General features: G+C 62.4%; 14 protein-coding genes. 6 read left to right on the plus strand and 8 right to left on the minus strand.

Translation table 11 applies throughout. From position 1 onward, the window contains the following. The first annotated feature begins 53 nt into the window (after positions 1–53). Complete coding sequence (locus tag OK015_RS19640; protein ID WP_268125633.1) at positions 54–674, plus strand: TetR/AcrR family transcriptional regulator; 621 nt, start codon at positions 54–56, stop codon at positions 672–674. Positions 675–810: 136 nt separating this feature from the next. On the opposite strand, the gene OK015_RS19645 is transcribed toward OK015_RS19640, so the two are convergent. Then, positions 811–2,124, minus strand: coding sequence for a protoporphyrinogen/coproporphyrinogen oxidase (locus OK015_RS19645; RefSeq protein WP_268125635.1), 1,314 nt, complete (start codon positions 2,122–2,124; stop codon positions 811–813). Between the two features lie 272 nt (positions 2,125–2,396). On the opposite strand from OK015_RS19645, the gene OK015_RS19650 reads away from it, so the two are divergent. Continuing rightward, on the plus strand, positions 2,397–2,624 hold the full coding sequence (locus tag OK015_RS19650) for a helix-turn-helix domain-containing protein (RefSeq protein ID WP_268125637.1): 228 nt from the start codon (positions 2,397–2,399) through the stop codon (positions 2,622–2,624). 178 nt (positions 2,625–2,802) lie between these two features. After that, positions 2,803–3,552 carry a hypothetical protein gene (locus OK015_RS19655; RefSeq protein ID WP_268125639.1) on the plus strand — a complete coding sequence of 250 codons (750 nt, stop codon included), beginning with the start codon at positions 2,803–2,805 and terminating at the stop codon, positions 3,550–3,552. A 21-nt stretch (positions 3,553–3,573) separates the two neighbouring features. Here OK015_RS19655 and OK015_RS19660 read toward each other — a convergent pair whose 3' ends face one another. The 7 genes from OK015_RS19660 to OK015_RS19690 all read right to left on the minus strand — a co-directional run bounded on the left by OK015_RS19660 (position 3,574) and on the right by OK015_RS19690 (position 11,331). Next, entirely contained in the window at positions 3,574–4,365 is a 792-nt protein-coding gene (locus OK015_RS19660) for a hypothetical protein (protein ID WP_268125641.1), read from the minus strand. A gap of 4 nt (positions 4,366–4,369) precedes the next feature. Beyond that, positions 4,370–5,455 (minus strand): spirocyclase AveC family protein, encoded by a 1,086-nt coding sequence (locus OK015_RS19665; RefSeq protein ID WP_268125643.1) that lies wholly within the window; start codon positions 5,453–5,455, stop codon positions 4,370–4,372. Next, positions 5,452–6,540: a spirocyclase AveC family protein gene (locus tag OK015_RS19670; protein WP_268125645.1), complete on the minus strand. Its 1,089-nt coding sequence runs from the start codon at positions 6,538–6,540 to the stop codon at positions 5,452–5,454. Before OK015_RS19670 ends, OK015_RS19665 begins: the two co-directional genes overlap by 4 nt. Positions 6,541–6,678: 138 nt before the next feature. Beyond that, a complete protein-coding gene (locus tag OK015_RS19675) occupies positions 6,679–7,470 on the minus strand; it encodes a CbbQ/NirQ/NorQ/GpvN family protein (RefSeq protein WP_268132911.1) in 792 nt (263 codons plus the stop codon). Between the two features lie 47 nt (positions 7,471–7,517). Then, complete coding sequence (locus OK015_RS19680) at positions 7,518–9,281, minus strand: nitric oxide reductase activation protein NorD (protein WP_268125647.1); 1,764 nt, start codon at positions 9,279–9,281, stop codon at positions 7,518–7,520. Further along, positions 9,281–10,456: a spirocyclase AveC family protein gene (locus OK015_RS19685; RefSeq protein WP_268125649.1), complete on the minus strand. Its 1,176-nt coding sequence runs from the start codon at positions 10,454–10,456 to the stop codon at positions 9,281–9,283. The genes OK015_RS19680 and OK015_RS19685 overlap by 1 nt, the downstream gene beginning before the upstream one ends. 44 nt (positions 10,457–10,500) lie before the next feature. Next, on the minus strand, positions 10,501–11,331 hold the full coding sequence (locus OK015_RS19690; RefSeq protein WP_268125650.1) for a mycofactocin-coupled SDR family oxidoreductase: 831 nt from the start codon (positions 11,329–11,331) through the stop codon (positions 10,501–10,503). Positions 11,332–11,522: 191 nt separating this feature from the next. On the opposite strand from OK015_RS19690, the gene OK015_RS19695 reads away from it, so the two are divergent. The 3 genes from OK015_RS19695 to OK015_RS19705 are packed head-to-tail and all read left to right on the plus strand — an operon-like array spanning position 11,523 to position 13,690. Beyond that, positions 11,523–11,996, plus strand: a complete 474-nt coding sequence (locus tag OK015_RS19695; protein ID WP_268125651.1) for a PaaI family thioesterase — start codon at positions 11,523–11,525, stop codon at positions 11,994–11,996. 51 nt (positions 11,997–12,047) lie between these two features. Beyond that, on the plus strand, positions 12,048–12,467 hold the full coding sequence (locus OK015_RS19700; RefSeq protein WP_268125652.1) for a nuclear transport factor 2 family protein: 420 nt from the start codon (positions 12,048–12,050) through the stop codon (positions 12,465–12,467). 29 nt (positions 12,468–12,496) lie between these two features. Beyond that, on the plus strand, positions 12,497–13,690 hold the full coding sequence (locus OK015_RS19705; protein ID WP_268125653.1) for a thiolase family protein: 1,194 nt from the start codon (positions 12,497–12,499) through the stop codon (positions 13,688–13,690). The last annotated feature ends 21 nt before the right edge of the window (positions 13,691–13,711 follow it).

Genomic DNA, 13,711 nt, shown 5'->3' on the forward strand with positions numbered 1-13,711 from the left:
TAATGATCGACAAATCATCTGAGAACCATCGGACGCTCTTCTAAGCTGTAGTGGTGGCAGCACCGAATGGGATTTCCCGCACGGCACGCCGGCAGGCGCAGACTCGAGCAGACCTGATCAATGCTGCGCGAGAAATCATCGCCGAAAGTGGAGTAGAGGCACTACGGGTAAGCGATGTTACGAAGCGTGCCGACGTCGCTTTTGGCACCTTCTACAACCAGTTCAAGACGAAGGACGACATCGTCGAAGCGGTCGTGGCCGAGACCATCGTCGGACTCGCGCAGTCGGTCGAAGAATCGCGAGAGTTCAGCGATCCCGCGGAAGCACTGATCGCGTCGACCCGGGCCGTGGTCCGTATTGCCTACGACGATCCCCCGCTGGCGCGCCTGCTGGTGAAACTCGAGCAAGCCGAGTCGCGGTTCGAACGGATCATCCGCCCTCAGGCGGGTGCGCTGCTCGAACGAGGAGTGGCCCAGGGGCGGTTCGTCATCAACGACCTCGAGACCACATTGACGATGTCGATAGCGGGGGCCTTCGAGGTGATCAGGGGCATCCTCGACGGGCGTTTAAGCGAGCGCGCCGATCTGGTCTGCGCCGAGATGCTGCTGCGAATGGCCGGAGTGACACCGAAGCAAGCCGCGCGTTATGTGCGTGCAGCCGAGAAGGTTTCGTGATTTTACTTGTCGGTCTGTCGGCTTTACCAAATCCGCGGCTGCGGCCTGCCTTCCCAACGGTCCGAGAAGGCGAGCCTTTGGGATCGTTAACGAACTACATGGCATGTCCAAGTCACAACGGATGTGCAACCAGCGGTCAGCGGCCGTCGAGAATGCGCCGCGCGGCGTTCTCGCCCCAACGCGCGGCGGATTCCATGGAACCTGCGCCAAACAGATCCCCGGCGACCTGCACTGGGCCGTCGGTGGGCAGCGAATCACGCAGCGCACTGTTGCGACGCCAGAAGCCTGGATCCGCGAGGTATCCCGCGTATGGCCAACGAGTCACCACCGACAAGTCCCGGTTCCCGGCAAGTTCGGGGCAAAGCCCTTCGACCACGCTGGCGGCCCACGTCTCCAGTTGAGCGTCGGTGTCGTCGAGAAACCTGTCGGTGACAGTCGTGTCGGTGTAGATGGTGACCAGGCTGTGTCCACGTGGAGCACGGTCGAGGGATTTGTTGTGCTGCAGGAAGATCAACAGGGCTTCGCGATTTTCGACGGTGGGCACCAGGATCGTGTAGGCCCTGCTCTTGGTCGGAACACGGTAGCCGAGCGAGACACTGATCAATTTGACGTTGCGCAACTTGTCGCCGAAGGCCGGCGACGCCGTCAACAATGTCGGCCACATCTCGACCGCGCGGTGATACATAGCGCCGATGACGCAGCTTTTCGCACTGACGTCGTGGGTACCACTGCTGTCGGAGTACGACACCGTCACGCCCGATTCGGTCTCGTCGATGCGATTGACGGTCGCGCCGTAATGCACATCAAGTCGCGACGCGAGCGCGTTGGTAACTGTCGCCAATCCGCCGCGCAGACTGTGCAGGCCGCCGGACCAAGCCCCTAATGCACCAAGCACATTCACGCTGGAGGCCTCGTGTGCGCCGGATCCTGTGGTCAGGCGCATCATCGGATCAATGAGATATTCGGCCGCCTCGCGACCGAAATGACGTAGCGCGAAGGCGTGCGCCGACACATCCGGATCGTCTAGCGACGCCGAGCGGCTCATATCGTAGGAGTCGACTTCGCCGATGGCCTTGCGCAATCGGATGAGTCCGGCCGCCAAACGCAGCTTGCCCGGCAAGGACAACGCGGGCGTAAAGGGCAGCCTCAATGGTTTGCCCGGATCGATGTCGATCACCCGTCCGCGCCGGACCAAGCCAATGACCGCGCTGGTATCCACCAGACGATCCGCGAGCCCGAGGTCGTCGACCAACTGCAGATAGCTTGCGTACCCGGCGGTCAGCGCGTCCGGGCCAGTGTCGACGAGGTAGTCCCCGTACGACTCTGTTTGCACGCGACCGCCCGGCCGGGTCGTCGATTCCAGCACCGTGACCGCTGCCCCGCCCTGCTGCAAGCGATACGCAGCCGTTAGCCCGGACAGCCCAGCGCCGACAACAACGACCGGGGTCACGACCGGCCCCTCCGGCATTCGATTCGCTGCCTGTTTGATTTCATGGCGCAACTCCACCGGCCCCCACGGCCCACGTTGTAAACGGTCGTTATCATCGGCCAAGCTACCACAGAGCTTCACCGCGTGACATCGATTCCAGATCGAACTGAACGTCGGGCAGGCTATCGCAAAACATCGCCCCACTGCCCGCGTAGTTATGCGCCTATGCTGACTCCCGATGACCGCGTTACGGGAGCGAAAGAAACCAGCGCTGTGTGCCACGATCGTCCGCCGTGGAACTGTTCACGCAGCATGGCTATGACTCGGTCGGTATGGAGGAAATCGCCCACGCATCGATGTGTTCGCGCAGCACGCTAAACCGGCATTTCGGCGCCGAAGAGGACGTGCTGTTCCCGCGGTCTTCACTCACCGCTTCAACGACATGGCACCGGCATGAGCGCCCGCGCACCGCGAATCCGTTTGCATGGAACGGCTTGCGGCCTTTTTGTTACCGGTGGTGACGTTCTTCGCGTGATAGTCGTAATGGCGGTCCTGATATTTCTGGCGATCGGATTGCAGGAACAGGTCCAGTCCGCGGAAGTCGCGCTGAACGGATAAGGGTGAACATCTTTGTCGACGAGCTTTACTGCGATAGCGTGAACGCACGTTCATACTCGTTGCGCTCGCTGAGGAGATCGCATGACCCCCATTCAAGCCAAACTTCGATTGTTCGGGGCCTGGTGCGGCCCCGCATACCTGCTCCTTCTCTTCGTCGGGTGGGGCGCCTTCGCCGGCTTCCTGCCACCAGTTGCGCCGTCGCGCACTGCCGGCGAGATTGCGCAAATCTTCCAGGGCAACACCAACGGCATCCGAATCGGCATGGTGCTGGTGATGTGGTCCGCCGGCGTGTTCATCTTCTTCGCCGCCGCCATCGGGCAGTTTCTGTCCAAGATCGAGGGCGGCGCCGGTGTGCTCACCTACGGCGTACTCATCGGCGGCTGCGGGAACATGGTCCTGACGTTCTACCCGGCTGTTTGGTGGCTAGTCGCCGCCTACCGTCCGGAGCGAGCGGCTGACCTCACGTACATTTTCAACGACATGGCGTGGCTGCAGTTCATCGGCGGTGTATCAATGTTCGCTGCGATGCCCGTCGCGATCGCTCTCGCGGCTTTCATCGACAAGAGTCCCGATCCGGTATTCCCACGCTGGGCAGGCTATTTCAATTTCATGGTGGTCATGCTGATCATCCCTGACCAGCTTTTGTTCTTCTTCCATTCGGGACCGTGGTCGTGGAACGGACTGTTCGGATTGTGGATCCCGGTCGTCTTGTTCGGCACCTGGTTCCTGGTGACGTTCTACTTGATGCGTGCCGCGGTGCTGCGGGCCACCCGGAATCCCCGCCCTGCCGTCGAAAGCCTGGACGCTATCCCCACCGCCACCGGAGGGTAGGCACACCCCCAGGCGACAGAGTCACGCTCGTACAGGCCGGGTCGGGGTCGGCAACGCTTCAGGGGCCGCGTGCGGATGGGCGACAGTAACGGCCACCAGTTTGACCACCGCACAAGCCGCAACGAAGGTAACCAGCCCGCCCACCTGCGTCAGCACCCAGCCCACCTTTGTGTTGATGACCAGCCACGACGGCCAACCCACCGCGGCGTTCACCGCCGCGCTGGTGCTCAACGCCAGGGGAATGACCGCCAAGGTTCGCCAGCCACGGAAGTAGGAATCGAACCGGTAGATTATTGCCGCCAGCACGAGCGGGATGGCGGCATTAACCGCCATCCACCAGAGCGGAAACTTGCCGAGCAGCAAGGGCTGATAGCCGTAATAGACATAGGGATTCATCGTCAGCAAGACAGTCTCGAAGAGCAGATCCCCCAGCATCGCCGCGCAAAAAACTAGCCAAATCTGTTGCCGCGTCAGCCCTTTACGCAAGCCATTCCAGATCGCAGAGGTTGCAATGCCGAAATAGAAGAAGTAAGCCAGGCACAACCAGACCGGCAAGGGTCTGCCCCAGGCGGTAAAGGCCGTCCACGAATTCGACGGGAACCAACAGGCGCCGACCGTGTCGACCATCGGCTCGAAAATCATGATGGCGCCGCCTGAAATCAGCAGCAGCAGAACCAGGGGTCGACCGGTTCGAAACCAGTCGACCAACGACACGACCAGCGCGACAGTGACGATGCCGGCCAGGGCAACGGTGATGCCCCATTCCGCGGTTTTATCGACGACCATGTCCAGTGGGGGTTGCGGTGTGAGCATCACTTCATCTCCTCGGGCCAACGCTCGGCGGGCTCTGATCGACCCTGTTGGTCGTGCTGTCCCGCCGAGGGATGGGAACGCCCGGACCCGGGCAATCGAAGCTTGTGTTCGGGCCGCACACGCCCCCCAGCCGCCACGGCTGCTTCAGGTACACACTCGACATTTCCGAGTGCAGGGCATAGAGCTGGTACGGGATGTTGTAGGTCAGCAGGATTGACAGCTGACACATCCCAACGATCGCAAGGAACCGAAGGAAGGTCTTCATCCGGACGCCGCCGAACCTCAACGCGTCGATTCCGCGTTCCGGCAGCGAACGGCCGTGGTCGTCACGGAAAAAGTGGACGCTGGACAAGAACACATAGGTGCCTGCCCAGCTGACCGTTTCGTACAGCGGAAACTGGTGATCGGTTCCGGCGAAAAGGCTCAATTGCGGAATCACGCTCGCGTAGCTGAACAGATTCGTCCTGGTGATGAAGCTTTCCAGCACCAAGTCGAAGGCGCAAAACGCCAGATATGTCAGCGCAATCAGGCGCAGTTTGCTGATACCGGGATTGCGCCGGGTCAACCAGCCCATGAGTCGTGAGCCGGCCATCGCGGGGATCGCGACCAGCCAGAAGTAGGCGGTGCCCGCCCACATCGAGACGGGAACCAGCGCGGCGTTCGGCGAGCTCCACCCGGGGATGTGGTCCAGCCAACTACCGAAGTTGATCGAGGTGGTGCTGTAAAGGAATTGGTAACTCGTCCAGTTGATCCACGGTTCTTGGAAGAACATCAAACCGCATCCAAGGACAAACAATCCGTCAAACGACAGGCGGCCGTCACGGAGCTTGGGCCGGATCACGAAGACCCACATGATGGCAACGGTGACGACGAGCGCGAAGACTTCCCAGCCGCGCATCAAGCCCACATACCAGCCGGGCTCCTGACCCCGCCCGAGGGTGTTCGTCTTGAAATCGCCGCTCACGACCCAAGCGGTCCAGCAATAGCAGATCAGGGCAAACCACAGACCTCCGTGGATCACCCACAGCGACGCCGTATTGCGTTGGGCGACTTGACGATCGACCGAGGAAGCGCGGTCCAGGGTTGTCATGGCCGCCTCGGCATCGGTACGCCGGGCCCGGGGCAGGTTTTCCCGTCACTGCCCGAGGCGCACATGTCGTTGATCATGTAGGACTTGTAGTCGGTGGGGAACGGACCGGAATGTACCGCAAACCATTGCTGCGGAACCATATACAGCACGAGGAAGGACAGGTGCACGGCGCCGAAGATGGCGAGGAATTTGATCAGCTGTTTGGACTTCGGGCCCACGCGGATCTTGTCGAGCCCACGTTCCACGACTGTTTGGCCTCGGTCGTCGCGGAAGTGGCTCAGACTGGCGATCGCACCGAGTGAGATGCCGCCGAATAGCACGGTCTCCGACAAGGGCACCTGGTAGGTGTGGCCGGCAAATAGCGTGATGGCCCGAATCGCCCCGGGATAGGCATAGATTTCGGTGCGCAACAGCAGCGTTTCGATGATCGTGTCCACCACGACCAGGCCGAAGAAGATAAACGCCACCGACGCGGGAGTGCCGAACTTCGGCCAGCGCACCTTGATCTTGCGGAGCATCCACAACACCAGCATGACCTGTGAAAACACCAACGCTACGTAGCCGGGGATGGTGATGAACAGCGATTCCGGCAGATAGTTCGCGTTCGGGCTGACCCACCCCGGCCAAGATCCGTTTGCCCAGGCACCGCGATTCACCAAATGCGAGTTGTACAAAAGGGATACCGACGTGTAGTTCATCGACATGTCCCAGAAGAACACCATGCCGGCACTCAGTGTGAGCATGCCGTCGGTGGTCAGACGTCCTTCCCTGCGCCACGGTCGGAAAACCCAAAAGTATAGGGCCACAACCGCGGCGAGCGGCACCGCGATTTGAAGCGCAATGAAGAGGACCTGGTGACCCGATGAGATTTGATCGGGACCGGGCGGGGTGGATTTGAAGTTGGGACCGAAAACCCACCGCGCGAGTACCACGACTTCGAAGATCAGCAGCATCGCCCCGGCGCTCGCCCATGCGCTCACCGGGCGCCAGGAGCGTGGCACCTGGTCCTCCGCATCGGCGCGCGGCTGCCGTCGGACGGCATCCATACCCTCACCCACGGTCGCTATCCGGATGTCAGAGGTCATCGCTTCACCGTACCGCTGACTGATTAAGCACTCAAGAATGATTTATAAATCATATTCGAGTCCGCGAGCGTCTGGCCTGGGAATGAATTCGAGACGTTCACCTTGCTTAGCGCCCACGCTCGGCGCCGAAGGGAGTGCTCAGAAGTACGACTCGATCAGCACGGTCAATCGGTCGCATGTTTCCGCATCGTCAGTCAGCGGGCTGGCGATCGCGGATACCGCCGCCGCACGTGGCCGCAAACCGGCACGCACGAGGGTAGCGGTCGCGACGAGCGCGCGAGTAGAAGCGGTTTCCCGCAGCGCGGCGTCATCGAGGCGTCGAATTGCTTGACCCAGCCGAATGATGTCATCGAGCACCCCCGAGTCAAGCCCGCTCTCCTGTTGCAAGATCTTCTTCTCGATCTCCGCCGGCGGGAATCCGAGATCGATGCCGACGAGGCGCTGCCGCGTCGACATCTTGAGGTCCTTGAGGACGCTCTGATAACCCGGGTTATACGACACCACGAGTTGAAAGCCTTCTGCCGCCAGTAACTTCAGCCCACCCAATCTTTCGATATTCAACTCGCGGCGGTGATCGGCGAGCGAATGCACCGCGACGATCGCGTCCTGGCGGGCCTCGACGACTTCGTCGAGATAGCAGATTCCGCCTTGGCGCACCGCTCGGGTCAGGGGGCCGTCCACCCATTCCGTTTGCGAATCGCGAAGCACGAAGCGGCCCAGCAGATCTGACGATGTCATGTCCTCGTGACAACACACGGTGAACAGCGGGACCCCGAACTGGTCAGCCATGTGCTCAACCAGCCGGGTTTTGCCGCAACCCGTCGGCCCCTTCAACATGACCGGAAGACCGGACCGCCAGGCGGCCGTGAACACATCGACTTCATCGCCGACGGGGATGTACGGCCGGCTGCCTTCGCCGCCGTCACGCATCAAATCCCGCTGATCCATCGTCAATTCGCTCATCCCCACCTCGCTGCTCAGGAATATGTGTTCATCGCGCTACGCCTGGCCGCGTGCAGCGACCGTAGGTATCCGTGGTGTTCTTCACTAAGCAACTCCCGTCGCCGCCCATTGCTACGCGTCACACTGAGCGCATTGAGCAACAGACCCCGCAAGTGTCGCTGAATATCGCCGCATTGTCCGATCACCCTAAACGATGCGTCCGACCAGACATCCTCGAGAACCTCTGGTTCGGTGGACGACCGTATGCCGATACCGGCAACGCCGATCCCCTGTAACACTGCTTCCTGTATCGCTTGCCGTGCGTCCGCACGCGCATAGCGATCCTCGTAGCCGTCGTCGTAAGGCAGTCCATCGCCAATTACCAACAGCACCATGTTTTTTGCCAGCGCCTGCGATTGCAGGACATGCGTGGCGTGGCGGATCGCGGCCCCGATCCGAGTGAAGCCGGACGGTTGAACCGACTGCAGGCGGCGTTTAGCGGCCGTGTCGTACCGCGCGTTGAAGGTCTTGACCCGTAGAAATCGCACCGCGTCCTTGCCACGCGAGTAGAACCCGTAGGTTCCGACCCGGTCGCCGAGCCGTTCCAATGCCACAGTGAGATCGCCGGCAAGTCGACGTTCCTCCTCGAACACCACCCGACCGCCGGAGTCTTCGGCGGTTGAGCCCGAACAATCCAGCAGTACAAGCACCGAGAGGTCGCGTCTGGTCAACCGACTGCTCTCGTAGATGTATGGCTCCGGGTCGTCGCCGTGTCGGCGGTCGGTTTCGTAGTCCACCAGCGCGGACAGGTCCAGTGAATCGCCTTCGGACTGACGCCGGTGGCGCTGCGGCTCGATGCCGACCCGGGCAAGAGGCCGCTGCAGTAAAGGTCTTGCGGGATCGTCGTCGCGCGCCGACTCGTCGTTCGCCGGATCGTATTCGGCCACAGCGCACCAATCAAAGCGATAGGCTCCCTTGTGACAATCCCACTCCGGGTAGCGGGTGCCGACAGCCGGGGCCGGGTCAAGTACCGCCGACACCAGCCGAGCCAGTGAACCCATCTTTGCGTTGCGCCCGACGGGTCCGAAGCGCTGCTTGCCGACCGGGATTTCGGCCGAACCTTGATTCTTGTCCTGCCCACTGCGGCCCATCCCGAGGAGCTTTTGGATCGCATCCCCTAGCGGATTCGGTATTCCCGGGGCGGACAACAGATTGACGATCTTGCTTTCGTCAGTCTCGTCTGTCGCGTTGTCGTCTTGCTGGGGGTTCTCTTCCTCGAGCTGGTCGAGGCGCGTCAGGTCGTGATCGGTGGGCGAGGCCCGCAGGTCCTCGGCACTCACCCGCCGCAGTCGGGAAGGCCGCAAGGCGCCGGCCCAGTCCGGAGGGGACGCGATGCGCTCGCGACCCAGTGCCCGATCTAGCGACTCATTGCTCGAGCGTGAGACCGGCTGCGGTCCGGTCGATTTCATCCGGCGTGCGGTTCGGGCCGGGAGCACGTGATCCAATTGCTCAGCCACACGGTGCACTTCCAAAGCGAGGTAGCGCTGCGCCACGGTGGGGCGATGCCGCGCGAGCCGCATCATTAGATCTTTGCGCAGCGTGCCGCCAGCCAAGAGTGCGGCTTGCACTGCGACCGCGTCACACACATCCGCCGCATCGATGTCAGCGGCGACGAAGATCGCGCGCCCGTCCGTATGGGTCGGCTCGACGCGCGCTGCTTCGACCGTTAAGGGCCGTGCGGCGATCGCGGATGCCAGGACAGCGAATCTGGTGATCGATGAAATATTGCGCCCTCGCACTACTTCCCGCGGTCGAAGGGCACCATGCCCGGCAGCGTGGTGTTCGGGGGAACCACAAGGTGACCGTTCGGGTCTAGGTGCGCCGATCCGCCGTTGGGGTCCTGATTGTTGTTGCGGAACTGGGGCACTGCGGGTCCCGGGCACATCTGGTCGGTTCCCTCGCCGCACAGACCATTGGTCAGATACGAGCGCTGCTGCAGGTCCGCCGGCCAGTCAGCCATCCGCGTCGCGGTCCACGTGTTGAGCACGTTGTACAGGACGAAGAACAGCATGTTGACAAAACCGATCATCGCCAACCCGCGCAAGGCACTCTTGCGACGATCCGAGACCTTCAGCGACTCGAGGCCGCGGTCGGCCAGCGTCTCGCCGCGGTCGTTCTTGAAGAAGCGCAGAATGGCGACCGATGCGAATGCCGAACCGGCCGTGATCATCTCGGTCAGCGGGAACTTGTGATAGGTGTTCGGAAAAATGTTGAAGTGCCCGCCTGGGTACTCCCAGATCCCCAACGGCATGAACATGACGCCTTCCAAGACGATGTCAAAACCGAACATCGCGACGACACAGATCGCACCGAGCTTGACCGCGCTCAGTTGCGGCCAGCGCTTGCGCGCGGTGCGCATCACCCAGGATCCGGCGAACATCGCCACCACGAAGCAATAGACGTACGCCCCGGGGACGATCAGAATCGGCTCCACGATCATCGCGCCGGGTGCGGCCTTGCCGGTCGCAAACGGAATGCTGTTTTCCCAGGAGCCGTAGTTGAGCGCCCAGGCGTTATAGGTGAACCAGGTGCCGCTGTACGCGGACAACGGATCCTGGAACCACACCGTCGCAAACGCGATTGTCAGCGCCCCATCCACGCTGAGCTTGCCCTCGCGCCGCCACGGCTTGAAAACCATGAAATAAAAGCAGGCCAAGATCGCCGGGATCGAGATGACCTCGAAAAATACGACCGCAACCTTCATAAAAGTCGGGACGGGGGTGGGGCCCACCGGGACAGTCTTGAACAACGGGCCCAACACCCAATTGGTCAGCACGGCCACCATGAACACCAGGTAGGCGGCGCCGACTGCCGCCCACCACTTCACCGGCGCCGACGTGCGAGGCGCCGTGTCGACTGGCCGAGGCGCGCCGGCGCTCCGCGGAATGTCCAGCCTTTCAGCCATCTGGGTCATCGTTGGCCCCTTTCTAGAACCCGGTCAAAGAGCGACTCCGACAGTTATTTGTTGTTGGTGAAGCCAGCGTCCATTACGAACGTGCTGCCGGTAATGTAGCGGCCCGCGTCGGAAACCAGGTGCATGATCGAGTCCGTCACGTCTTGCGGCTCAAGCAATCCGTTGGGGACCGGCAGTGGATTTTGCAGGTTTTGCGCGATCGTCGGAAACTCTTGCACGTACCGCCCAAAGGCTTCATTGGCGATCATCGGGGAGTTGACCCCGGTCGGGTGAATGGTGTTCACCCGAATGTTATCTGGTGCAAGAACATTGGCCCAGGCACGCATCAGGCCGACCACACCATGCTTGGAGGCGGTGTAGCCCAGCACGCCAGGTGAGCCGTCGCCGAGCCCGCCGACCAACCCCGCGGTCGAACTGGTGATCACGATCGACCCCCCGCGCCCGCCGGCCTGCAGGTGCGGGATCGCCGGCATCACCGTGTTGAAAACACCGGTGAGCATGATGTCGATCCCCGCCAGGAAGGAGTCGCGCTGCAGGCGCTGCTGCCCGGTGATGGCCATGACGCCGGCGTTCGCCAGGACGATATCCAATCGTCCCAGCTCCGCCACGCCGTCGTCGACAATGCGCGTGACCGCCTCATGGTCGCGAACGTCGGCAACCGAGAGCAGCGCCTTGCGGCCGAACTTCTCGATCAGCTTGCCCGTCTCTTCGAGATCCTCGTGGGTGGCGAGTGGGTATTCCACCGCATCGTCGTTGGCGCAAATATCGAAGCCGATGATGTCGGCACCCTCTTCGGCCAGCCGCACCGCGTGTGAACGGCCCTGCCCCCGCGCCACTCCGGAAATGAAGGCGACCTTGTTGTCGGCGAGTCCCATGTATCTAGCTGTCCTTGTCTTCTGTCCCTCCCGAACGGACGTTCTGCCGACGGGCCGCGTTTTTAAGGTTCAACGTCTCATAATTGCCGATCGGCGCATTTGTGTCAATGGTCACACGCACCTGGGCGCCAATCGCCATGCAAGAACGATCGTTTACATTGCAAAGGAAAAGCGACGAAATGGAGCCGACCATGTCCCACGACGGTCCCGCGCCCGACATGGCGTGGTGGCACCCGGCATCAGACACCACGGAAGACTGGTTGACCTGGGTCAACGCGCTGCCGTACTGCCAAGATCTCGGCCTGGTATGCGTCGAGTTGAATGTGGCTTCGGCGACCTTTCGGATGGAACGCTCGACGCTGACCACCAATCCCAACGGTGCTGTGAACGGCGGCACCGTGACCGCCGCGGCCGACCAGATCATGGGCGCGCTCACCATGCGTCAGAGCGAAAAAGGACTCTTGCCCGCCACCGGCTCTCTGCACATTCAGTTTCATCTGCCGGCACGAGCGCCGTTGACATTTCGCGCGACCGTGTTGGGCGGCGGTCGGCGAACGAAGTTCGTCGAAGTGGTCATCGAGGACCGAAACGGCAATCGCTGCGCCACGAGCCAGGGCACGATGATCGCCGGCGGATCGGGCGAGCCGCCGTTGCCGAGCACTTAATGAGACGATAATGTTCTAAAATACTCCCGCCCCCGGACAGTGAGGTTCCCGATGTCGCAGCAACCGAACGCCCAGATCGTCGCCGACTTCTATGCCGCGCTCAGTGGCGCCGACCCTGACGCGATCGGGGAGGCCATCGACGCCCACTTTGCCGAGGACGCCGCGATCGAGTGGCCGCCCTCGCTTCCGCATGGCGGCCGGGTAGAGGGAAGCCGACGGCTGCGCGGGCTGTTCAGCGGAATTGCCAAGGCAGGCAATCAGGCCGGCGCCACGAACCTCACGCTGGTACGCACGATCGGCGACGGCGACCACGTCGTCGCCTGGATCAGCTTCGAGTGGAAAAACCCCGGCTCCGATGTGGGCGTTCCCAACTCCGCGCTGGAGGTGTGGACATTCTCCGAAGGCCTGGTGCGAGAGATCCGGGCGTTCTACTGGGACTCCGCGGCCATTACCCAGCCGCAGCCCGCGTAGGGCACAGACGATTACCGAGGAGTCACCAAATGTCGCGTAGCGCAGTCATTGTCGATGCCATTCGTTCACCGATGGCCAAAGGCAAACCTCCGAAGGACGGACGTCCTGGCGGGGCCTTGAGCGGTGTACACCCGGTCGAGTTGCTGGGTCAGGTGATCGGCCAGCTGATGGCACGCAACGACGTCGACCCCGCTCGCGTCGATGATGTGATCGCCGGCTGCGTAAGCCAGGTCGGGGAACAGTCCGGGCCGGTGGGCCGTTGGGCATGGCTCTCGGCAGGGCTACCTGAAAGCGTGCCATCGGTGGCGGTGCATCGCGCCTGCGGATCCAGCCAGCAGGCCGCCGATTTCGCCGCGCAGGCCGTGATCGCCGGAGCGTGCGACATCGTCGTCGCGGCCGGCGTCGAATCCATGAGCCGCATCCCGATGTTCACCGCGCGAATCGGTCAAGACCCCTATGGCCCGTCGGTGGCCGAAAGGTATGCGCCCGGGCTGGTGCCGCAGGGCATCTCGGCCGAACTGGTGGCCGCACGTTGGAAGCTTGATCGCGAGTCCATCGATCAGTTCGCCGCCGCCTCACACACGAATGCGGCCAGCACCGACTTCAGCGCCGAGATCGTGCCAATCACCACACCGGAGGGCGGCGTGGTCAGTACCGATGAGACCGTCCGGCCGACAACCACCGCCGAGGGCCTGGCAGCGCTCAAGTCGTCGTTCTACTCCGCCGACATGGCGGAACGTTTCCCGGAGATCAACGACTGGCACATCACCGCGGGCAATTCGTCACAGCTCGCCGACGGTGCGGCGGCGGTACTGATCATGGGCGACGACATCGCCGAAGAGCTGGGCCTGACCCCCCGCGCGCGCTTCCACTCGTTCGGTTTGGCCGCCGACGATCCGATCACCATGCTGACCGGTCCGATCCCGGCGACCGAACGAGTACTTCGGCGGTCGCAGCTTTCGCTGGCCGACATTGACCACTACGAAGTCAACGAGGCGTTCGCCCCGGTACCCATGGCCTGGGCGCAGCATTTCGGCGCCGATCCGGAAAGACTCAACCCACGCGGCGGTGCCATCGCGCTGGGCCACCCGCTCGGGGCGTCCGGCGCCCGGCTGCTCACCACGATGTTGCACGCACTGGAGGCCGGCGGCGGTCGCTTCGGGCTGCAGACGATGTGTGAAGCCGGCGGAATGGCCAACGCCACGATCATCGAACGGCTGTAAAGGCCCCGAAAGGAAAAGCAA

Source organism: Mycobacterium sp. Aquia_216, assembly GCF_026723865.1.
Classification (GTDB): domain Bacteria; phylum Actinomycetota; class Actinomycetes; order Mycobacteriales; family Mycobacteriaceae; genus Mycobacterium.

What these genes read in the sequence shown, in the direction of transcription:
- OK015_RS19655 (WP_268125639.1), top strand. Translation starts at nt 2,803, where the DNA reads ATGACCCCCATTCAAGCCAAACTTCGATTGTTCGGGGCCTGGTGCGGC.
- OK015_RS19660 (WP_268125641.1), bottom strand. Translation starts at nt 4,365, where the DNA reads ATGCTCACACCGCAACCCCCACTGGACATGGTCGTCGATAAAACCGCG.
- OK015_RS19665 (WP_268125643.1), bottom strand. Translation starts at nt 5,455, where the DNA reads ATGACAACCCTGGACCGCGCTTCCTCGGTCGATCGTCAAGTCGCCCAA.
- OK015_RS19670 (WP_268125645.1), bottom strand. Translation starts at nt 6,540, where the DNA reads ATGACCTCTGACATCCGGATAGCGACCGTGGGTGAGGGTATGGATGCC.
- OK015_RS19675 (WP_268132911.1), bottom strand. Translation starts at nt 7,470, where the DNA reads ATGCGTGACGGCGGCGAAGGCAGCCGGCCGTACATCCCCGTCGGCGAT.
- OK015_RS19685 (WP_268125649.1), bottom strand. Translation starts at nt 10,456, where the DNA reads ATGACCCAGATGGCTGAAAGGCTGGACATTCCGCGGAGCGCCGGCGCG.
- OK015_RS19690 (WP_268125650.1), bottom strand. Translation starts at nt 11,331, where the DNA reads ATGGGACTCGCCGACAACAAGGTCGCCTTCATTTCCGGAGTGGCGCGG.
- OK015_RS19695 (WP_268125651.1), top strand. Translation starts at nt 11,523, where the DNA reads ATGTCCCACGACGGTCCCGCGCCCGACATGGCGTGGTGGCACCCGGCA.
- OK015_RS19700 (WP_268125652.1), top strand. Translation starts at nt 12,048, where the DNA reads ATGTCGCAGCAACCGAACGCCCAGATCGTCGCCGACTTCTATGCCGCG.
- OK015_RS19705 (WP_268125653.1), top strand. Translation starts at nt 12,497, where the DNA reads ATGTCGCGTAGCGCAGTCATTGTCGATGCCATTCGTTCACCGATGGCC.